The sequence below is a fragment of the Streptomyces sp. NPDC046862 genome, assembly GCF_040704615.1.
In the GTDB taxonomy this organism is placed as follows: Bacteria; Actinomycetota; Actinomycetes; order Streptomycetales; family Streptomycetaceae; genus Streptomyces.
Genome location: NZ_JBEYXP010000041.1, coordinates 59,486 through 79,811, shown reverse-complemented (window position 1 = coordinate 79,811; position 20,326 = coordinate 59,486). Strand labels below are relative to the sequence as shown.

At 68.3% G+C, this 20,326-nt stretch carries 18 protein-coding genes; 10 read left to right on the top strand and 8 right to left on the bottom strand.

What is annotated here, in order from left to right; all coding sequences use genetic code 11:
• Window positions 1-195: 195 nt before the first annotated feature.
• The 6 genes from AB0959_RS35990 to AB0959_RS35965 all read left to right on the top strand — a co-directional run bounded on the left by AB0959_RS35990 (window position 196) and on the right by AB0959_RS35965 (window position 7,338).
• Window positions 196-1,533 (top strand): helix-turn-helix transcriptional regulator, encoded by a 1,338-nt coding sequence (locus AB0959_RS35990; RefSeq protein ID WP_366830945.1) that lies wholly within the window; start codon window positions 196-198, stop codon window positions 1,531-1,533.
• Window positions 1,530-2,414: an aminoglycoside phosphotransferase family protein gene (locus tag AB0959_RS35985; RefSeq protein WP_366830944.1), complete on the top strand. Its 885-nt coding sequence runs from the start codon at window positions 1,530-1,532 to the stop codon at window positions 2,412-2,414. The genes AB0959_RS35990 and AB0959_RS35985 overlap by 4 nt, the downstream gene beginning before the upstream one ends.
• A gap of 1,158 nt (window positions 2,415-3,572) precedes the next feature.
• Complete coding sequence (locus AB0959_RS35980; protein WP_366830943.1) at window positions 3,573-4,880, top strand: site-specific integrase; 1,308 nt, start codon at window positions 3,573-3,575, stop codon at window positions 4,878-4,880.
• A gap of 288 nt (window positions 4,881-5,168) precedes the next feature.
• Complete coding sequence (locus AB0959_RS35975) at window positions 5,169-6,239, top strand: aromatic ring-hydroxylating dioxygenase subunit alpha (protein ID WP_366830942.1); 1,071 nt, start codon at window positions 5,169-5,171, stop codon at window positions 6,237-6,239.
• Window positions 6,236-6,406: a hypothetical protein gene (locus AB0959_RS35970; protein ID WP_366830941.1), complete on the top strand. Its 171-nt coding sequence runs from the start codon at window positions 6,236-6,238 to the stop codon at window positions 6,404-6,406. Before AB0959_RS35975 ends, AB0959_RS35970 begins: the two co-directional genes overlap by 4 nt.
• On the top strand, window positions 6,403-7,338 hold the full coding sequence (locus AB0959_RS35965) for a PDR/VanB family oxidoreductase (RefSeq protein ID WP_366830940.1): 936 nt from the start codon (window positions 6,403-6,405) through the stop codon (window positions 7,336-7,338). The genes AB0959_RS35970 and AB0959_RS35965 overlap by 4 nt, the downstream gene beginning before the upstream one ends.
• Here AB0959_RS35965 and AB0959_RS35960 read toward each other — a convergent pair.
• The gene (locus AB0959_RS35960; RefSeq protein WP_366830939.1) at window positions 7,289-8,116 is read right to left on the bottom strand and encodes an IclR family transcriptional regulator C-terminal domain-containing protein; all 828 of its coding nucleotides are present in this window, start codon (window positions 8,114-8,116) and stop codon (window positions 7,289-7,291) included. The two genes, AB0959_RS35965 and AB0959_RS35960, sit on opposite strands and share 50 nt — an antisense overlap.
• A gap of 185 nt (window positions 8,117-8,301) precedes the next feature.
• Here AB0959_RS35960 and AB0959_RS35955 point away from each other — a divergent pair, with 185 nt between their 5' ends.
• The 4 genes from AB0959_RS35955 to AB0959_RS35940 are packed head-to-tail and all read left to right on the top strand — an operon-like array spanning window position 8,302 to window position 11,724.
• A complete protein-coding gene (locus AB0959_RS35955; protein WP_366830938.1) occupies window positions 8,302-9,267 on the top strand; it encodes an ABC transporter substrate-binding protein in 966 nt (321 codons plus the stop codon).
• Window positions 9,264-10,046: an ABC transporter permease gene (locus AB0959_RS35950; RefSeq protein WP_366830937.1), complete on the top strand. Its 783-nt coding sequence runs from the start codon at window positions 9,264-9,266 to the stop codon at window positions 10,044-10,046. The genes AB0959_RS35955 and AB0959_RS35950 overlap by 4 nt, the downstream gene beginning before the upstream one ends.
• A 41-nt stretch (window positions 10,047-10,087) precedes the next feature.
• Window positions 10,088-10,870, top strand: a complete 783-nt coding sequence (locus AB0959_RS35945; RefSeq protein WP_366830985.1) for an ABC transporter permease subunit — start codon at window positions 10,088-10,090, stop codon at window positions 10,868-10,870.
• Between the two features lie 56 nt (window positions 10,871-10,926).
• Window positions 10,927-11,724: an ABC transporter ATP-binding protein gene (locus tag AB0959_RS35940; RefSeq protein WP_366830984.1), complete on the top strand. Its 798-nt coding sequence runs from the start codon at window positions 10,927-10,929 to the stop codon at window positions 11,722-11,724.
• A gap of 58 nt (window positions 11,725-11,782) precedes the next feature.
• Here the strand turns inward: AB0959_RS35940 and AB0959_RS35935 are convergent, their stop codons facing one another.
• From AB0959_RS35935 to AB0959_RS35905, 7 genes are all read right to left on the bottom strand, one after another.
• Window positions 11,783-13,477: an NAD-dependent malic enzyme gene (locus AB0959_RS35935; protein WP_366830936.1), complete on the bottom strand. Its 1,695-nt coding sequence runs from the start codon at window positions 13,475-13,477 to the stop codon at window positions 11,783-11,785.
• A gap of 124 nt (window positions 13,478-13,601) precedes the next feature.
• Window positions 13,602-16,223: an FtsX-like permease family protein gene (locus AB0959_RS35930; RefSeq protein WP_366830935.1), complete on the bottom strand. Its 2,622-nt coding sequence runs from the start codon at window positions 16,221-16,223 to the stop codon at window positions 13,602-13,604.
• Window positions 16,220-16,984, bottom strand: a complete 765-nt coding sequence (locus AB0959_RS35925; protein WP_366830934.1) for an ABC transporter ATP-binding protein — start codon at window positions 16,982-16,984, stop codon at window positions 16,220-16,222. Before AB0959_RS35925 ends, AB0959_RS35930 begins: the two co-directional genes overlap by 4 nt.
• Before the next feature lie 38 nt (window positions 16,985-17,022).
• Window positions 17,023-17,442: a hypothetical protein gene (locus AB0959_RS35920; protein WP_366830933.1), complete on the bottom strand. Its 420-nt coding sequence runs from the start codon at window positions 17,440-17,442 to the stop codon at window positions 17,023-17,025.
• Between the two features lie 213 nt (window positions 17,443-17,655).
• Window positions 17,656-18,321: a response regulator transcription factor gene (locus AB0959_RS35915; RefSeq protein WP_366830932.1), complete on the bottom strand. Its 666-nt coding sequence runs from the start codon at window positions 18,319-18,321 to the stop codon at window positions 17,656-17,658.
• A 5-nt stretch (window positions 18,322-18,326) separates the two neighbouring features.
• Window positions 18,327-19,538 (bottom strand): histidine kinase, encoded by a 1,212-nt coding sequence (locus AB0959_RS35910; RefSeq protein ID WP_366830931.1) that lies wholly within the window; start codon window positions 19,536-19,538, stop codon window positions 18,327-18,329.
• A gap of 108 nt (window positions 19,539-19,646) precedes the next feature.
• On the bottom strand, window positions 19,647-20,321 hold the full coding sequence (locus AB0959_RS35905; RefSeq protein ID WP_366830930.1) for a GntR family transcriptional regulator: 675 nt from the start codon (window positions 20,319-20,321) through the stop codon (window positions 19,647-19,649).
• Window positions 20,322-20,326: the final 5 nt, after the last annotated feature.

Below are 20,326 nucleotides of genomic sequence, written 5' to 3'. Positions count from 1 at the left end.
TGGCGTCCAGTCACTGTGACCCATACTGAAAAATGAACGGCCTTGATCGCGCCTGTTCGCAGCTCCGCAGAGGGCCAATTCGTTCCTCGGAGATGCTGATGCGGACAGTGCCTGTGCGCGGCAAACTGTCCGCATCCGACTGTTGAGGGGGACGTCATGCCACAGAAGCCAAGGCCTCTCGATGACTCGCAGTCCATGGCGCACTGGTTCGGTGTGGAGCTACGAACCTGGCGTGAAGTCCGAGGCCTCTCAACAACCGCCCTCGGCGCATTAGTGCACCTCAGCGGCTCCTCTATCCAGCGGATCGAGAAGGCAGAGCGCCCGTGCAACGCCGATCTCGCGGCCTCGTTGGATGATGCCCTTGACGCAAGAGGGGCACTGCGAAGGCTCTGGCGACGCGTCGAAGCTGATGCGGACAACCAGGGCCGTGATGCGGACAAGCCTCAGTCTGACCCACTCGAACGGGCCTCGAACCCAGTCGCGCTGGGCATGCTGGGAGCGAAGCCGCACACCGAAGTCGATGGGAGTGACGTGGAACGTCGAACGCTCCTTGTTGGCGGTGCCGCCGTACTTAGCTCCTTGGGAGCCGCGGGGGTAGGCAACGCCGCGCTGCCGAAGGTTATCCGTAGAGACGACATTGAGCAGGTATGGACGGCATCGACTCTTCTTGCCCAGTGGGACAACCTCTATGGAGGGGCAGGCCTGGTCCGCAGTGCGTCGATCGGCCTCTACCGGTGGGCAACGTCTCTACTCGACGTTCGATGCCCCGGCCAGCTGGAGCCACAGCTGTTCACGGCGGTTGGTCGCCTCGCCATCGTCATGGGGGCGAGTGCGTTTGATGCATACGAACACGACGATGCCCGGTACTACCTGGGCGAAGGCGTGAAATGCGCCGAACATGCTGGAAACTGGCATCTTCGAGCGTCAGGGATGAACTGGCTGGCCCGTCAGGCGATCTGGGTTGGAGAACCTGACGACGGCTTGACTTACGCTGAGAATGGTCTGGTGAGGTCTGATCGCCTGACACCGAAGGAACAGGCGATGTTGCACAACGCGCGCGCCCGAGCCCACGCAAAGATGCGGCACATCGATGATGCGGTTCGAGCCGTTGGTCGTTCGGATGAGATCTTCGCTCAAGCCACGAAGGGCGAAGACGCCCCCTGGATGAGCTACTACGACCGCGCACAACATCACGGCGACACAGGCCACGCGCTCTTCGATCTGACACTTCTCGCCGGCCACCCTCCAACTGCGGCAGCCGGGCGGCTGGAAGTCGCGATCGATGAGCACGGAGATGGATACGTTCGATCTCGGGCACTCTCCGGAACGAAGCTCGCGTCACTCAGAATGGCGACCGGCGACCCGCAGGAAGCCGTGACGGTCGGTCACCGTGCGCTAGACGAGGTTGGGCGCCTTCGATCGCAACGGGCCATTGACGACGTACAGGAGTTGCGACGCATTGCGGCTTCCCGCAGCCGCAATGCGGGAGTCGCTGATCTGCGCGAACGTATCCGCACTACTGTTCAGGCATGACACCTTCCCGCATCCAAGAGTCGTTCGGTGTCCTGGAGAAGATCGTGCAGGCGGCCGGCCTCAATCCAGACGGCGCGGAGCCCATCCGGCTGGCCGAGAACGACCTATGGCGCCTGCCCGGGCAAGTCGTCGTGCGTGTCGCCCGTCGAGGACAATCTGCCGCAGCGGCCCGCGAAGTACACGTCACGCGATGGCTGGCGAAGAACCGCGTGCCAGCTGTACGTCCACTGGACATGGAGCAGCCCCTAACCGTCGACGGGCGCACAGCGACATTCTGGGAAGAGCTACCATCACACCGTGCAGGAGACGAGTCAGACCTTGCCCCCCTGCTACGTCGCCTGCATGAGCTGCCGATCCCGCCCTTGGCTCTGGGAGAGATAGCCCCCTTCGTGCGGATCGCAGATCGTATCAACTCAGCTCAGTTCGTCAGTCAAGAAGATCAAGAATGGCTCCTCCGGCGGCTTGCGGAGCTCCAGGCGGCATGGACCGAGCTACCCCCAGGCCTGCAGCGGTGCGTAATCCATGGGGACGCTTGGGGCGGCAACACAGCTGTTACATCAAGCGGCGCTTTTCTATTGGACTTTGAGCGCACTGCGGTGGGGCCCCCGGAGTGGGATCTAACGTCGACCGCAGTAGCGGCGGATACGTTTGGGAAGCTCTCCCGCCCCGCGTACGCAAAGTTCTGCGAGGCGTACGGCCACGACGTGATGGACTGGGCCGGCTACCCGACACTCCGGGACATTCGAGAACTTCGGCTTACATCGTTCGCACTGCAGACGGCCAACGACGATTCCGCAATGCTGGAGCAAGCGAGATACCGAATCGCATGCGTGCGTGGGCTTGCGGGCCCTCGGCCGTGGGGCTGGAAGGCCGTAGCCTAGAGACAAAGTCGCCATAGAGCATCCCAACCCACATATTGCCACAGAGCACACATTGCGGCAATCACTCCCAATGGGGACTCTAAGCTGCCAATGTCTGATACTGGCCTTTTCGGGACATCAGCCTCCCCTAACGAAGCCGAACGCCACGTCGCCAGCGCCTGCTGTGACCACTTGACCATGACCCCTTCCCCGGACAGTGAGAACCGGGAAAGAGCCCCCCATTCCTTGGCCTAGATAGCAGAGCAGCGGGCGAGCACGAATCGCCCGTCCGCGGACTGCTTGTTGCACACGACCCATGCCAGGCCGTCGGCAACTCGACGGCCCGGCATCTGCCCTCGGACTCCTAGACAGCGCTCCCGAAGAGCAGGGACCCCGCGCTTGCAGCGCAGCGCTACAAGGAGTCCCTCTTCATCTACTTGACTGTCGGCTCCGCAAGAGCGTCCGCCGTCAGTGGCCAGCTGGCGTTTTCTGTCGTCGCATCAGCAGCTCACCAAGCCCGCCTGAACGCCGCACAGCCAGGCACCTCACGTCCAATTCTCTACATGTGTTTACGACATTCAAGCATATAAGCGGGCAGACAAGTCGAATCACGCCTGTCACTTCTGGATCACTTGGGTTACTGTCACTCCTGTCCATAAACACCTGTAGATGGATGGCTCTGGCGCACTCGAATGGCGAGTACGGCGCCCAGCCCAACCCACCACGGGTGGAGAGACGTGGCTACAGGAGGCGCAGTCTTGCCGGATGCCAGGTTCAGAAGTGCGAAAGTTTCGGCTTCGAGTTCATCAGACATAGCGGGCTCGGGTGTCCCAATCAGCGAGTCAAATATGGCACCGGAAACCCCTCATTCGGATTCCGTAGATCGCTATATGATGCCCCGTGAGGTGGAACACCGTCTTGGCATTTCACCTTCAACACGGCGCCGGTGGACCAATCGCGGCCTGCTGCGCGCCTATCCTCTTGGCCCGTACTACCGACCCGGTCCAGGAGACAACCGGGGAGGAAACAGGAATGGCAGCCGGGTGCGCTATAGCGAGAAGCAGGTCAATGAGCTTTTCGAGCGCATCAAGAGGGGTGAGCTCGCTCACTCACCCAAACCGCTGGATCCCTAAGCGCAACGGGCTGAGAAAGGATGGACTTCTCCCACGGAAGGGGCATATGGCCGAGTCCGATGCACCGTTCGATCGGTGGCACAAGAAATTCCCGAAACACGGCGACGTGCCTTGCAAGTGCGGCACGAAGAGGAAACCACTGTACCCATCAGCTGACCACGGCCGCGGCCAGCAGTGGCAGGCACGCTACACGGACCCGAACGGCAAGACCCGACGTCCGGCGTTCGACACCTGGCAGGCAGCCCGCGACCACCTGGACGAAGTCCGGGTGCAGATCCGCAACGGCAGCTGGGTCGATCCGGACCTCGGGAACGAAACGGTTGAATTCTACGCCAACCAATTCCTTGAACGCCGGAGAAAGAGGAACAAGAACAAGAACACGACCGACACGTACGACACGCACATCCGCGTCCACATCATTCCGTTCCTTGGGAAGCACATCGCCAAGACGCTGCGCCGCAAGCACAGCATGGCACTAGTGGATTACCTGATCGACCAACCCGCCGTCGGAGGTGTCTATGGTGTCCAGATCTTCAAAACCTGGCGAATCCTCGTCAACTATATGATCGACGAGGACGTTCCACTGCCAGCAAACATCGTCTCTCGTATCGAGCTGCCGGACGTGGAAGAACGCGTCAAGGTTTCGCTGAGCCCGGAGCAGGTCAATCGTCTAGCGGCTGCGATGAGACAGGTTGAGCCGCGGTTCGAGGTCTTCGTGTGGATCGCGGCATGCGCGGGTCTCCGCGAAGGAGAAGCCATCGGCCTCAAGAAGACGTCTGTGGAGTGGGCGGAAGGACTCCTGTACGTCGAGGAACAACGGCAAGGTGGGAAGGCCGCCAAGCTAAAGACCAAGGCCAGCGCAGCAACCTTGCCCGTCGACGCCTTCCTTATCGAGAAGCTGAAGGAGCACATCGAACGCTTCCCCCAGCTAGCACCGGTGAGCCGCCGCACCGAGCGCGACCGTCGGCGACGAGGCTGGACTCCGCCGCCAGACGAGGGGCTGATCGTCACGAACCGCCACGGCCGCCCGGTTTCCGGCCGAGACTTCAACGAAAAGTGGCGCACTGCCGTCCGGATAGCCGGGCTGCCGCCCGAGACCCGGTTCCATGACCTAAAGCACTTCTACACATCGCAACTTGGCGCGTCAGGCCGGCACGACCCGAAGACTGTGCAGGCTCTGAGCAGGCACGCAAGGTTCTCCGAGACGTGGGAGACCTACGCCCATCCGCCGCGGGCCGTGGAGGGAGTGACCGTCACGACGTTCAGCGGATTGTTCCGCTCCGTCGGACACCTCCCAGAAACGCGCCGCCTGACGACCAACCCATCAGGGGGACTTGACCCGGTCCGCCCCTAATGTGAAAGACTCCGTCACGAAGCGAGGCTAACTATCGCGGCAAGAGGGCGCGTTGACCCGTGGAACGGTCAACATGCTCGATTCGACCCCGATTCGACCCCGCGAGCGCAGGACCACAAGGGCACTTGTTCCGGTCTCGGCCGGAGCGGTGAAGCGAACTGAATACCACATGGCTGGCAGTAAGCGGCTGACCAGGGGGTTTCCGTCCCACGGAAGTCCTATTGCCGGGGTGAAGGCGACATCGTCATGGTGTTTCCAACACGACGTCGAGGATGACGGGACCCGCTCATGCCGCACATGACTGCTTTCGCCAAGAACCAGTGGTACGTCGCCGCCTACTCCCACGAGGTCGGCCGCGAGCTGCTCGGCCGTACGATCCTGGGCGAGCCGCTCGTCTTCTACCGCACCGAGGAGGAGGGCACGCCCGTCGTCCTGCACGACCGGTGCGTGCACCGCCGCTACCCGCTGTCGGAGGCCCCGACCCGCCTCGACGGCGACCGGATCGTGTGCGGCTACCACGGCTTCACGTACGACACGACCGGCACCTGTGTGTACGTGCCGGGGCAGAAGCGTGTGCCGCGCACCGCTCGCGTCGCCTCGTACCCCGTCGTCGAGCAGGACTCGCTGATCTGGGTGTGGATCGGCGACCCCGCCCTCGCCGACGCGGACGCCATCCCGCGGGCGAGGCACCTCGACTCCCCCGGCTGGGTCACCGTGCGCGGCATGGAGCCGATCGACGCCGACTACGGGCTACTGGTCGACAACCTCCTCGACCTGTCCCACGAGACGTACCTGCACGGCGGTTACATCGGCACCCCGGAGGTCGCCGAGACGCCCATCACCACCGAGGTCGACGAGGGCGCGGGCATCGTGCGGGTGAGCCGGCACATGGACGACGCCGAATGCCCGCCGTTCTACGCCAGGTCGACCGGCATCGAGGGCCGCATCAACCGCTGGCAGGACATCGAGTACCACGCGCCGTGCCTGTACCTGCTGCACAGCCGCGTCGCTCCGGTCGGCGTGCTGCCCGAGCCGGACGGCAGCGACCCGAACGGCTTCCACACCGAGGTCACGTACGCCATCACGCCGTCCGCCGACGGCAAGGTGTACGACTTCTGGATGGTCTCGCGCGACTGGGCCACGGACGACGACGAGGTCACCGAGTTCCTGCGGAACAACAACCACACGGTCGTCATGCAGGACGTGACCGCGCTCAACCTGCTGCAGAAGACGCTCGGCAGCGAGCGCACCGGCTACCAGGAGCTGAGCATCAACATCGACACCGGCGGCCTCGCCGCCCGCCGCATCCTGGCCCGGCTGGTCGAGGAGGGCGCGAAGCCCGTGGAGAAGGTCCAGTGACATCACCCACCGGAGAGATCTACCGCATCGACTGGCTGCCCGGCACGGACGTCCTGCACGGCACCTGTCACTGCGGCCGCGAGCACACCGCGCAGGACCCCGTCGAGATGTGGGAGTGGATGCTCGCCCACCCCCAAGGGCACGAGCCGCGAGGAAACAGCTCATGACCGTGTACGAAGCCGAACTCGTCGTCGACCGCCGGGAGTCCGCGGCCGACGGCGTGCTCGCCCTCACCCTCCGCCATCCGCTGGGCGAACAGCTCCCCGCCTGGGAGCCGGGCGCGCACATCGACGTGCTGCTCGGCCCGGACCTGGAGCGCCAGTACTCGCTGTGCGGGGACCCGGCGGACCGGCTGACCTGGCGGATCGGCGTACTGCGCGAGCCGGACGGGCGCGGTGGATCCGCCTACGTCCACGAGGAGTTGAGGGACGGCGACAAGGTCCGCGTGCGCGGGCCGCGCAACAACTTCGCGCTCGAACCCGCCCCTCGCTACCGCTTCGTCGCGGGCGGCATCGGCATCACCCCGATCCTGCCGATGCTGGCGGCGGCGGAGGCGGCCGGTGCCCAGTGGACGCTGCTGTACGGCGGCCGTACGCGCGACTCCATCGCCTTCACCGGGGAGTTGGCCGCGTACGGCGACCGCGTCACCGTCGCCCCGCAGGACGAGACCGGGCTGCTCGATCTCGGCCCGGTGCTCGACGACGTGCCCGAGGGGACCCTGGTGTACTGCTGCGGCCCGGGCCCACTGCTGGACGCGGTCGAGGAGCGGTGCCCGGGCGGGGTGCTGCGTGTGGAACGGTTCCAGCCGAAGGAGCAGGAGAGCGGCCCGGACAGCGAGTTCGAGGTCGTGCTGGAGCGCACGGGGAAGACCCTGACGGTGCCCGTGGGCGTGTCCGTCCTCGACACGGTGCGGGCCTCGGGTGTCGAGGTGCTCTACTCCTGCACCGAGGGCACGTGCGGGACCTGTGAGACGGACGTCCTCGAGGGCACTCCGGACCACCGTGACTCGGTGCTCAGCGACGAGGAGCGCGAGGCCGGGGAGACCATGCTCATCTGTGTGTCCCGGTGCCGGGGACAGCGGCTGGTGCTCGACCTGTAGCCGCCGTCGCCACCCACAGGTCGCCCTCGATCCGGGCGACCGTGGCCAGCAGATGCGGCAGCAGGTCACGGCGCACGGACTCCAGGGAGTCGCGGCCGGCGGCCACGGGGATGTTCACGGCCGCCACCACCTCCCCGTCCCGGTCCCGCACCGGGGCGGCGATCGACCTGAGTCCCTCCTCCAGTTCCTGGTCGACGACGGCGTACCCCTGACGCCGTACCCGCCGCAGTTCCGCCCGGAGCTGCTCCGGGGAGACGATCGTGCGGGCGGTCAGGGGCCGCAGGTCGGCGCGGGCCAGCAGGGCCCCGATCTCCTCGTCCGGCAGGTGCGCGAGGATCACCCGGCCCACCGAGGTGACATGGGCCGGGAAGCGGGTGCCGACGGTGATCGCCGCGGTCATGATGCGCCGGGTGGGAACCCTCGCCACGTACACGATGTCGTCGCCGTCCAGGACGCACAACGACGACGACTCCCTCACCCGCGCGACGAGTTGCTCCAGATGCGGCGCGGCCAGGTCGGACAGGGTGAAGCCGGCCAGGAACGCGTAGCCGAGTTCGAGCACGCGCGGGGTGAGCCGGAACAGCCGGCCGTCGGTGTGGACGTACCCGAGGTCGACGAGCGTGAGCAGGAAGCGGCGGGCCGCCGCCCGGGTCAGATCGCAGGAGCGGGCGACGTCGCTGAGCGTCAGCGCGGGGTGGTCGGCGTCGAAGGCGCGGATGACCGCGAGCCCACGCTCGAAGGACCGGACGAAGTGCGGTTCGCGTACTGAAGCGGACATCGTCGCCTCCACGAGGACGCACGGGACGCGCGCTCTGCGCACGCTAAGAGCACGCTTCGACAACTGTCAACGACCTTGCGGGCAAAGGGCATTGACCGGTACCCGACAGCGTTCTAGGTTCCCGCTGAGCACTCCTGTGCGGCCTGCGCACAGCCCGTCGAAGAGCTGTCCCACTAGGGGGATTCATGCGTCGTCTGCTCATCGGCCTCACCGCCGGCACGTTATTCGTCACCGTGACGGCCTGCGGTTCGTCCGACTCCCCCGGGTCGTCGGACAAGGCCTCCGGCGGCACCACCACCATCAAGGTCGGCATCGTTCCCATCATGGATGTCGCCCCTCTCTACCTCGGCGAAAAGAAGGGGTTCTTCAAGGAACGCGGCATCAAGCTGTCACTCAGCCAGGCCCAGGGCGGTGCGGCGATCGTGCCGGGCGTCGCCAGCGGTCAGTTCCAGTTCGGGCTCTCCAACATGACCTCGCTGATGATCGCCCAGAGCAACAACGTGCCGGTGAAGGCCGTCGCCAACTGCTCCGCCTCGACGGGCATGGAGGGCAAGGACTTCGGCGCCCTCACCGTCAGGAAGGGCAGCTCCATCAAGACGGCGAAGGACCTCGAAGGCAAGAGGGTCGCCGTCAACACCCTCAAGAACATCAACGAGACCGCGGTGCGCGAGACCATGCGCAAGGCGGGCGGCGACCCGGACAAGCTGAAGTTCACCGAGCTCGCCTTCGACCAGATGCCCGCGGCTCTCGCGGGCGGCCGGGTCGACGCCGCGATGGTGGTCGAGCCCGCCCTCACCACCATCAAGAGCCAGGGAGGCAGCGAGATCGCCTCGCCCCTCGTCGACGTCGCGAAGGGCCTCACCGTCTCGATGTACTTCACCTCGGTGCAGTACGCGAAGCAGAACCCGGAGCTGGTGCAGAGGTTCCAGGAGGCCATGGCGGACTCCCTCACCTACGCCAACGAGCATCCCGACGAGGCCAGGGAGATCGTCACCACGTACACGAAGATCCCGGCGGCGGTCGTGGAGAAGGCGACCCTGCCGCGCTGGCCCGCCGAACCGAACCGCGCCTCGATCGAGAAGCTGGCCGAACTGGGCCAGGCGGACGGCCTCTTCAAGAAGAGCCCCGATCTGGACACACTGCTTCCGTGAGCAAGCCGGCCCTGACGGATCTCGCGCTCGGCTCGGCCGGGCTCGTGGGCTTCCTGGCGCTGTGGGAGGCGCTCTCGCGGTCCGGCGTCGCCTCCGAGGACTACTTCCCGCCGTTCACCCGGGTCGCCGACGCCCTCGTCAACGAGCTCGGCGACCAGGCGTTCTGGACCGCGCTCGGCGACACGCTCACCGGCTGGGCGCTGGGCCTGGTGATCGCGGTGACGGCCGGGATCCTCGCCGGGGGCGTGATCTCGGTCGTGCCGTACCTGCGCGAGGCGACCGCCTCCACCATCGAGTTCCTGCGTCCGATCCCGTCGGTCGCGCTGATCCCGCTCGCCGTCCTCCTCTACGGCACGGAACTGCGCTCGGTGCTCCTGCTGGTGGTGTACGCGTCGTTCTGGCAGGTGCTGATCCAGGTGCTGTACGGCGTCCGGGACGTCGACCCGGTCGCCGAGGAGACCGCCCGCTCCTACGGTCTCGGCACCTGGGCCCGGGTCCGCCACGTCCTGTGGCCCACGGCCCTGCCGTACGTCATGACGGGCGTCCGGCTGGCCGCCGCCGTGGCCCTGATCCTGGCGGTGACCGCCGAACTCGTCATCGGCGCACCGGGGTTGGGCCAGCGCATCGCGGTCGCCCAGACCTCGCAGGCCGTACCGGAGATGTACGCGCTGGTGGTGGTCACGGGGATGCTCGGGCTGCTGATCAACGTGGGCGCGCGGACGGTGGAGCGCAGGGCACTGGCCTGGCACCAGTCGGTGCGCGGGGAGGTGGTGGTGTGAGTGCTGGTGCGACCCGTGGCGCGACTGGTGGTGTGAAGCGCCTGGCTCTGCGGCTGGCCCTGCGGCTGATCCTCGTGGTCGCGCTGCCGCTGCTGCTGGTGGTCTCCTGGTGGTTCGCGTCCGCCGGCAGTACCGACGTGTACTGGCCGCCGCTGCGCACCATCCTCACCACGTTCCCCGACGTGTGGACGGGCGAACGGCTGCGCGCCGACGTCGTCCCCAGTGTGCTGCGGCTGCTCGCCGGTTACGCGTCGGCTGCCGTGGTGGGCGTCGCGCTGGGCACGGTCATCGGTTCGTACCGCCGCGTGCGCGCCGTGTGCGAACCGGTCCTGGAGTTCCTGCGGGCCGTCCCACCGCCCGTCCTCGTGCCGGTCATCATGCTGTTCGCGGGCATCGGCGACACCATGAAGATCGCCGTGATCGCGAGCGGCTGTGTGTGGCCGATCCTGCTCAACACGGTCGAGGGCGTACGGGCGGTGGACCCGGTGATGGCGGAGACCGCACGCTCGTACGGCATCACGGGTGTCACCCGCCTCAGGAGCGTGGTCCTGCGCTCGGCCAGTCCCCAGATCTTCGCCGGGCTGCGGCAGGCCCTGTCCATCGCCATCATCCTGATGGTGATCAGCGAGATGTTCGCGGCCAGCAACGGGCTCGGCTTCAGCATCGTCCAGTTCCAGCGCACCTTCGCGATCCCCGACATGTGGACCGGCATCCTGGTCCTGGGCCTCCTCGGCTTCCTGTTGTCGGTCGTCTTCCAACTGGTCGAGCGACGGGTGCTCGGCTGGTACCACGGTCTGCGCGCGTCCTCCCGGCGGTCGTCGTGAAGTTCGAGAAGAAGTCCGAGAGAAAGCCCGAGAAGAACCTCGAAGAGGGGCGGTCGATGCTCGACGTACGCGGCCTGAAGAAGGTCTACGAGGGTTCCGGGCGCCGGGTGGAGGCAGTGCGGGACCTCACGTTCACCGTCGACGCGGGTGAACTCGTCTGTCTGGTCGGCCCGTCGGGGTGCGGCAAGACGACGCTCCTGAAGTGCGTCGCCGGGCTGCTCACGCCCACCTCGGGTGAGGTCCTGCTGGAGGGGCGGCCGGTGAGCGGGCCGCCGCCCGGCATGGCGGTGGTGTTCCAGGAGTACGGGCGCAGCCTGTTTCCGTGGATGCGGGTGGGTGACAACGTCGAACTCCCGCTCAGGCAGAAGCGGTTGAGCAAGGGACGGCGGCGTGAGCTGGTCGCGGACGCGCTGGCGTCGGTCGATCTCGCGGAGGCGGCGGGCTCGTATCCGTGGCAGCTCTCCGGCGGTATGCAGCAGCGGGTGGCCATCGCTCGGGCGCTCGCGTACGAGCCGGACGTGTTGTTGATGGACGAGCCCTTCGCGGCGGTTGACGCGCAGACGCGGGCCGACTTGGAGGATCTCGTGCGGGGGTTGTGGCGCCAGCGGGGGATCACGATTCTGTTCGTCACCCATGACATTGATGAGGCCGTGTATCTCGGAGAGCGGGTGTTGATCCTGTCCTCGTCACCGACCGTGGTGCGGGAGCAGTTGAAGGTCGATCTGCCGGATGAACGGGACCAGTTGCACACGCGGGTCGCTCCGCGGTTCGCCGAGTTGCGTACGCGGGTGTACGAGCAGGTTCAGGCGGCCAAGCGGGAGGTTGGGGCGGCTTCCCAAGTGGGCGGTTCGTGAGTTGATGTCCGTTTCAAAGTGAGGTTTGGGGCAGGGGAACTGGCCCTGCCTCCTTCGGTCAGCGGTACTCGGGGTGCCACATGGCGTCCTGGATCTGCTGTATCACGTCGTCGAGGCGGGCCCGGGCGACGCCCTCCTCAGCCGCGCGGCGGGCGACGGCCGCGGCGACCACGGCCGAAGAGGTGCGCAGGTTCTCCACCTCCGGCAGCAGGGCGGCGCCGGGCTCCGACAGCTCGGCGAGGCCGGCGACGGCTTCCGCCGCGGCCTGGAGCATGCCGTCGGTGATCCGCTCGGCGCGAGCGACCACGGCGCCCAGCCCCAGCCCCGGGTAGAGCAGGGCGTTGTTGGCCTGGCCGATGACGTACGTGGTGCCGTCCAGTTCCACGGGAGGCACCGGGATGCCGGTGGCGACCAGCGCCTTGCCGTCGGTCCACCGCAGCACGTCCGCCGGCATGGCCTCGATCTTCTCCGTGGGGTTGGACAGCGGCAGGACGACCGGCCGGTCCACGTGGCGGGCCATGGAGCGCACCACGTCCTGGGTGAAGGCCCCGTGCTGGGTGGACGTTCCCACCAGCACGGTCGGCTGCGCCCGGTCCACCACGCCCGGCAGGTCGGCCGGCCTGTCGTCGGGCCACTCGTCGTCGGGCCGCGCGTACGGCTGCTGGTAGTCGCGGAGTCCCTCGGTGGACTGCCGCAGCAGGCCCTGGCGGTCCACGCACCAGATGCGGCGGGTGGCCTCCTCGTGGTCCAGTCCGTCGCGGACCATGGCGTCACGCACCTGGTCGGCGATGCCCACGCCCGCCGTCCCGGCGCCGAAGACCACGATCCGCTGATCCCGCAGGGGCGTGCCGGTGACCCGTGCCGCGTTCATGACGCAGGCCAGCGTGATCGCTCCGGTGCCCTGCATGTCGTCGTTGAACGTGCGGATCTCCTCGCCGTACTGCTGGAGGATACGGCGGCCGTTGCCGGGGCCGAAGTCCTCCCAGTGCAGCAGCGCCCGCGGGAACAACTCGCCCACGGCCTCCACGAAGGCGGCGACGAACGCGTCGTAGGCCTCGCCGCGCACCCTGTTGTGACGGTTGCCGACGTACAGCGGGTCGTTGAGCAGCGCCTGGTTTCCGGTGCCGACGTCGAGCATCACCGGGATGGCCCGCCCCGGGTGAATGCCCGCGGCGGCGGTGTAGACCGCCAGCTTGCCGACCGAGAGCTGCATGCCGCCGACACCCCAGTCGCCGATGCCGAGGAGCTGCTCCGCATCGGTGGCCACCAGCAGGTCGACGTCGTCGGGGCCCAGGCCCAGCGCCTGGAACGCCGGGCGGATGTCCTGGGGGCGGTCGATGGACAGGTAGACGCCGCGCGGCCGCCGGTATTCGTGGCTGTAGCGCTTGACCGCCTCGCCCACGGTCGGGTCGTACACGATCGGCAGCAGCTCGGTGAGGTGGTCGGAGAGCAGCCGGAAATAGAGGACCTCATTACGGTCGTGGAGCTGCTCCAGGTACACGTTCTTCGCCAAGTCGTCCGGCTGCGCCCGCAGTTGCCCCCAGGCGCGGCGCGCCTGGAGCTCCAGCGAAAGCACCGCGGGCGGCAGCATCCCGACCAGGCCGTGGCGTTCCCGCTCCTCCTCGGTGAAGGCGACGCCCTTGTTGCTCAGCGGGTCCGTGAGCAACGCGCGGCCGCTCGGTCCCTCACGGTCGGTGTGGCCTTTTCCCTCTCCCTTGCGGGTGTCCTGTGCGCGGTTCCGGGGCGGGGCCATCGGGTCTCCTTACGTCGGGTGCCTGCCGTCAGGACTCGTTTGTCCCGTCAGGGCTCGTTCGTCCTTACACACCCGGGTAACCCGCTCGACAGGACAGAGACACCAAGGCCGCTCGGCCTTCGGATCATTCGGTGTTGCCCAATGCCGTCATCGGGGTGATGCGGGTGGCGCGGCGGGCGGGCAGGAGGCCGGCCAGGGCGGTGAGGGCCGCCAGGCCGGCGAAGACCACCAGCAGTTGTCCGCCGGGCAGTCGCAGGGGTGCGTCGGTGACGGCGATGCGGACGAGCAGCCACGCGTAGGGGATGCCGAGGGTCAGACCCAGGACGCCGCCGAGGACGCCGTACAGACCGGCTTCCATGGTGATGGTCCGCCGCAGTGCGCCGCCGCCCAGTCCCAGAGCGCGCAGGAGTCCGAACTCGCGGGTGCGTTCGATCGTGGTCAGGCTGGTGGTGGCGGTGACGCCGACGACCGCGATGAGGACGGTCAGGGCGACGAGCCCGAGTGCGGTGGTGCCCATGAACCGGATCGTGTCCCGGTTCCCGTCCCGGCCCTCGGCCAGGACGCTGATGCTGACGCCGTCGGGGTCGAGGTCGTGTTCACGGATCGTGGCCTCCAGTGCCCGGTGCGCCTTGCCGCGGGCGGCGAAGCCCTCGGTGGCGGCGTCGGCGAGGATGCCGCTCGCGTTCTTGGAGGCGCCCATCCGGTCGAGATCGGTGGGTGCGACGAGCACGTCCGTGAGGATCGGGCCCTCACCGGGCAGCGTGGCGGCGACGTTCAGCCGGATGTCGCCGCGGCGACGGGAGTCCCCCCGCTTGAGCGAAGCCGCGAGTGGAGGAGGCAGGGTGAGGGTGTCGCCCGCCTTCACACCGAGGAGGTCGGCCACCTTGGACGAGACGACCGCGCTGCCCGGGCCCAGGTCCTCGAGGGAGCCGGTGGCGGTGTCGATGGACCTGCCGGTGGGCAGAGCGTCCGGGTCCAGGTCCGACACCTCGATCTCCGTGCGCTGTTCCTTGGGGCCGACGGCGACCAGGAGGGTGCGGTAGCTGGTGACATGGGCGAGCTGGGGCGACGCGGCGAACTGTCGTACGACGGTGGGGTCCAGGCCCTTGCCGTCGTCCGCGACCCGGAAGTCGGCGGGCGCCTCGACGGCCGCGGTGCGTTCCGCGTAGCCGGTGAGGCACGCGACGCCGACGAGGGCTCCGGAGACCAGGGCGACACCGAGGGCGACGACGACGGAGACGGCCGCGGCCCGGCGCGGTGTGCCTCCGACGCCGCTGACGGCCAGCCCGCCGGTGGTGCCGAGCCGGCGCAGTGGCCATCCGGCCACGGTCAGGACGGGGCGGACGAGGAGCGGGCCCAGGGCGATGAGCGCCAGGAAGGCGAGGGTCGCCGAGGCGACGGTGACCAGCATCGCGAAGTCGCGGTCGTAGTCCTCCTGGCCCGGCTGGGGCAGTTGGTCGAGGAGCAGGGCGGCGAGCCCCGCGGCCGCCGCGGCGAGGACGATTCCGGTGACGAGCCGGGCGGAGCGGATGCGGCCTTCGGAGGTGACGGTGCCGGCGGCGCGCAGTGCCTGGAGCGGTGACACGCCGGCCGCCGACAGGGCGGGGGCGAGGACCGCGCACACCGTCACCAGCACGGTTCCGGCGACCACCAGCACGGCGTACAGCAGGGGGAAGCCCGGTGTCGACAGTTCCTGTCCCGCGAGGAGGCGGCCGGCCGGCGGGGCGAGGTGTCCGGCGGCCAGCGCCATCAGCACACCGAGCGAGCCCGCGACCACGCCCACGAGGGCGCCCTCGACGGCGAGTGCGGTCATCAGCCGGCGCTGCGGGGCGCCGATGGCGCGCAGGAGCGCCAACTGCCGCAGCCGCTGCGTGAAGACGATACGGAACGTCGAGGTGGCGACCAGCGCCGCGGCCCCCACGGCCACGGCCAGGAACACGGAGATGAGCAGGAAGACCTCCTCGAGGTCCCCTCCCACGGCCTCGCGTGCTTCCTGGGCGCGTACGGCGCTGCCGGTCTTGAGTGCCGCGGCGAGGGACGCCTTGTCGAGCACGGCGCGCACCTGCTGGGACAGCTCGCTCTCCGGGACACCGTTCTTGGCGCGGATGTCCACCCGCGCAAAGCCCGGCAGATCCGCGAAACGCGCGACGTACGCGTCGGTGGTGTACCCGCCGGGCTGCTGCTCGGCAGTCGTGGTGCTCTTCACCACGCCGGTGACGGTGGCGGCGACCTTGACGGTCTTTCCCTCGTGCTCGGGGTCGGGAAGCAACAGGGTCGTGCGGGTGCCCGGGGCGAGCCCCTCTTCTTCGGCGGCCCGGCTGTTGACCGCGATCTGCCCGGCGGCGTCGGGATACCTTCCCTTGATGAGCCGGGCCTGGGACAGCGGTCCGGTGCCGGGGTCGGAGTAGATCTGCAGGTAGCGCTCGGACGGACCGGCGATCGGTGCGCCGGCCTGCACACGGCCGGCGGCCTCGGCCACGGCGGGCAGCGCGCGGATCCGCTTCAGCACGGCATCGCTGATCGGGGATGACGACCCGTCGGTGGTCGCGATCAGACTCACGGCCTCGGGTGTGCCGCGGAAGCGGTCGAGGACGGTGTTCGTGGTGATCTGCTGGGCCATGACCGTGGCGAAGACCACGAAGGCGGCCACCAGCACCGACAGGCCCGTCGTCACCAGTCGGCCGGGCCGCCGGAGCAGTTCGGCCAGCTGTGATCCGAGGACGCTCGCGCGCCAGGAGGGGTTCATCCGGCCCTCCCCGTGATCTGCAGTACCCGGGTGACATCCGCGCCGGTGGCTGTGTCGACGTCGTCGACGACGCGTCCGTCGGCGAGGACGAGTACACGGTCGGCGTAGGCGGCGGCACGCGGGTCGTGCGTCACCATGATCACGGTCTGGTCCAGGTCGCGCACGGAGCGGCGCAGGAAGTCGAGCACCTCGGTGCCCGAGCGCGAGTCCAGGTTGCCGGTGGGCTCGTCGGCGAAGACCACGGCGGGCCGGGCCACCAGGGCCCGGGCCAGCGCCACGCGCTGCTGCTGGCCGCCGGAAAGCTCGCCGGGCCGGTGGGTCATCCGGTCACCGAGGCCGAGCACGCCGACGAGGTGGTCGAGCAGGTCGTGATCCAGGCTCCGGCCGGCCATGGTGACGGGCAGCGCTATGTTCTCCAGAGCCGTCAGCTGCGGCAGCAGGTTGAAGGACTGGAAGACGAAGCCGACCTTGTCCCGCCGTACCCGGGTCAAAGCCCGGTCGGACAGCCCGGTCAACTCGGTGCCGTCCAGGAGCACCTGGCCTGAGGTGGCCGAGTCGAGCCCGGCCAGACAGTGCATCAGCGTCGACTTGCCCGAGCCCGAGGGGCCCGCGATGGCCGTGAACCGCGCACGGGAGAAACCGACGGTCACATGGTCGAGTGCCATGATTTCCGTCCCGCCCTGCTGATAGGTCTTCACCAGATCAACGGCCGCGGCGATTCCCTCAATACCGGTCGCGAGCATTTCCGTTCCCTGCGTCATAGCCGTGAATTCCTCGTCCCTTCCGGCGACAGCGAGCGTCAGGAGGCGAGCGGAGGGAAGGTGAGCGTGACAAGGGCGTCCGCGCAGTGCTCGTTGGCCTGGTCCGACAGCTGCAGCACCCGCTTGTCGGTCGGGGGCGCCTCACCCTTCGCCTTCATGGCCGCCAGCGACTGGTAGTTCGAGATGGGGGCGGCGAGGTATCCGTCCTTGAGTTGCGCCCTGCCCTGCTGCGCGGCCTTCTCCCACTTCTCGATGCCTGCCTTGTCGCTGGGGATGTCCTTCGTGGAGTCGACCAGTCGCTGCGCCGTCGCGCAGTCGGCCTTGGACGCCTGGCTGGGCTCTTCGCGCTCCTTCCACCAGAAGTATCCGGCCCCCGCCGCGACCACCGCGGAAACAAGCAGCGCGACCGCGCCGAAAACAATTCCCTTGTTCTTGCGGGGGTTTGCGACAGCATTCATGACGACCTCCGAGAATCTCTTCCGAGTTGTTTGTCGACCGTTCGTCGATCAACACGGGTAATTCTCGGAGACCTGGCAGCTCGGCACATCGGCTCAGAACCTGATCTCCGCGCCGTGCCACTGCGACCGGGAGGGGAGGGCTGGACTACGACCACAGTCGCAGTCCGGCCTCGTCCCGCCGGTGGCCGGTCAGCCCGCCCCGCCGGTGGCCGGTCAGCCCGCGGGGGCCACGAGGCCGGAGTCGTAGGCGAAGATGACGGCCTGCACCCGGTCGCGCAGGGCCAGTTTGGTGAGGATCTTTCCGAAGTGGGTCTTCACGGTCGCCTCCGCGATGAACAGCCGGGAGGCGATCTCGCTGTTGGACAGACCCTCGGCGATCAGCTCGAGGACCTCTCGTTCGCGCCCGGTCAGCAGGTCCAGCCGCTCGTCGTGGCGGGGCGTGGGCGCCAGCTTGCCCGCGAACCGGTCGAGGAGCTGGCGGGTGACGCGCGGCGCCACGACGGACTCGCCGGCCGCCACGACACGGATCGCCCCCACGACCTCCTCGGGCGGGGTGTTCTTCAGCAGGAAGCCGCTCGCCCCGGCCTGCAGCGCGGCGAAGGCGTCCTCGTCGGTGTCGAAGGTGGTGAGCACCAACACCCGTGGTGAATCCGGGAGTCGGCTCAGCCGCTTGGTCGCCTCCACTCCGTCCATGACGGGCATGCGGATGTCCATGATGACGACATCCGCCGTGGTGCCCGCCAGCAGCGTCAGGGCGTCCGCGCCGTTCTCCGCCTCACCCACGACGTCGATGTCGCTCTGCGCGGCCAGCACCATCGCGAATCCCGCACGGATCAGTGGCTGGTCGTCCACCACGACCACACGTATCGGCCCGCTCATCTCACTCATCCCGTCGTTCTGACCGGCTTGTCGGCCTGTCGGCTCACCGGCAGCTTCGCCTCGACCTGCCAACCCGCGCCCAGGCGCGGCCCGGCGGTGAAACCACCGCCGGACACCTCCACACGCTCCCGCATGCCCACCAGGCCGTTCCCGCCGGTGCCCCGGTCCGCCGCGGGCCCTGAGCCGGCAAGCTTGCCGGCTCCGTCGTCGACCACACCGATCACCACCACGTCCTGGCCGAACCCCAGCGTGATGGTGACCTTCGCGCCGGGACCGGCGTGCCGCAGCACATTGGTCAGACTCTCCTGCACGACGCGCAGAACGGTGAGTTCGTCCGCCGTCGACAGCCCGCCCCGGTCACCCTCGATCTCCAGGGCGACCTCCAGCCCCGCGGCGCGGGCACGTTCGGCCACCGTCTCCAGATCGTCCAGCGAGACCCGGCGGCGACCGGCGTCCGCGTCCGCCGTCTCGTCCTGGCCGGGAGCCCGGCCGCCGCGCAGGACCCGCACGATCCGGTGCATGTCCTCCAGCGCGTCACGGCCGGTGTCCCCGATCGCCTTCAGCGCGGTACCTGCCCGGTCGGGGTCCGACTTGAGGACGTACCCGGCCCCGTCGGCCTGCAGGATCATCACCGCCAGACTGTGGGCCACCACATCGTGCAACTCCCGGGCGATCTCGGCGCGTTCCTCGGCCGCCGCGAGCCGCACCAGGTGCTCGCGCTCCCGTTCGGCCGTGGCGGCCCGGTCTTCGAGAGTGGCCACGTACAGCCGACGGGTCCGCAGCACCATGGCGGTCATCCATACGGCCGCGCAGACACCGCCGAAGGCGATGATGTCGCCGAACTGCTCGGTCGCCTGCGCACCAGGGAGCAGCCCGCCGAAAGCCACCACCGCGCCCAGCAGGACGATCGCACCCGCCGCGTAGGCGTGCCACATCGTCCGGGTGTGGGTGACCACAGAGACCATCGCGATGAGCAGTGCCAGGTCGTACGCGGCCACGTCGGACGCCACCAGGTACTGGACCAGCGCGAGCCCCGCGACCAGGGTCATCACCGTCATCGGCCGACGCCGCCGGAACACCAGTGCCAGGGCCATCGCCCACCCGATGAGCTGGTCGTCCGTCTGGTCGTAGCGCCAGGTCATGAGGAACACCAGCACCGCGATGGCGATGTCGTACGCCGTGTGCACCCACGACAGAGCCAGCAAACGGCGCAACATGGTTCCCAGGCTACGGGACCGACCGGCGAACTCACGGCCCAGGCCCTCGACTTCGAGTGGCAGGCGTCCTCGTTCCCCATGCGGCCCCGCGCGCCCGCACAAGCCTGACTAGGTCGTGCTCGCCCACAAGCCTCGGACGTGGCCCAGGTGTTGGGTCATCACCTTTCGTGCCGCCTCCGTGTCGCGTGCCACCAACGCGTCCAGAAGTTCCAGGTGCTCCTCGGCGGACGTCCGCAGTCTTCCCGCCTCGGCCAGTGCCGTCAGGCCGTACAGGCGGGAGCGGCGGCGCAGGTCCTGTACGACCTCCACCAGGTGGGTGTTGCCGGCCAGGGACAGCAGGTCCAGGTGGAAGCGGAGGTCGGCCTCGACGTAGGCGATGAGGTCGCCGGTCGCGGCGGAGGTGACTATCTCCTGGGCGAGCGGGCGCAGTGCCTGCAGGTCGGCGGGGTCGGCGGTCGTCGCGAGCGCGGCCGTCGTGGGGATCTCGATCAGGGAACGGATGTGGGTGTACTCGTCGAGTTGCCTCTCGGAGACGACGGTGACCCGGAAGCCCTTGTTGGGGACGGTGTCGACCAGGCCCTCCTTGGCGAGGTCGAGCATGGCCTCGCGCACCGGAGTGGCGGAGACCCCGAAGCGGGCGGCGAGGCCGGGGGCCGAGTACACCTCGCCGGGCCGGAGTTCGCCGGCGATCAGCGCGGCCCGCAGCGCGTCCGCGACCCGTTCCCGGTAGCTGGGCTTCCTGCCGCCCAGCACGGGCAGGGCGGGTCTGTGCTGCGGGGCCATGACGA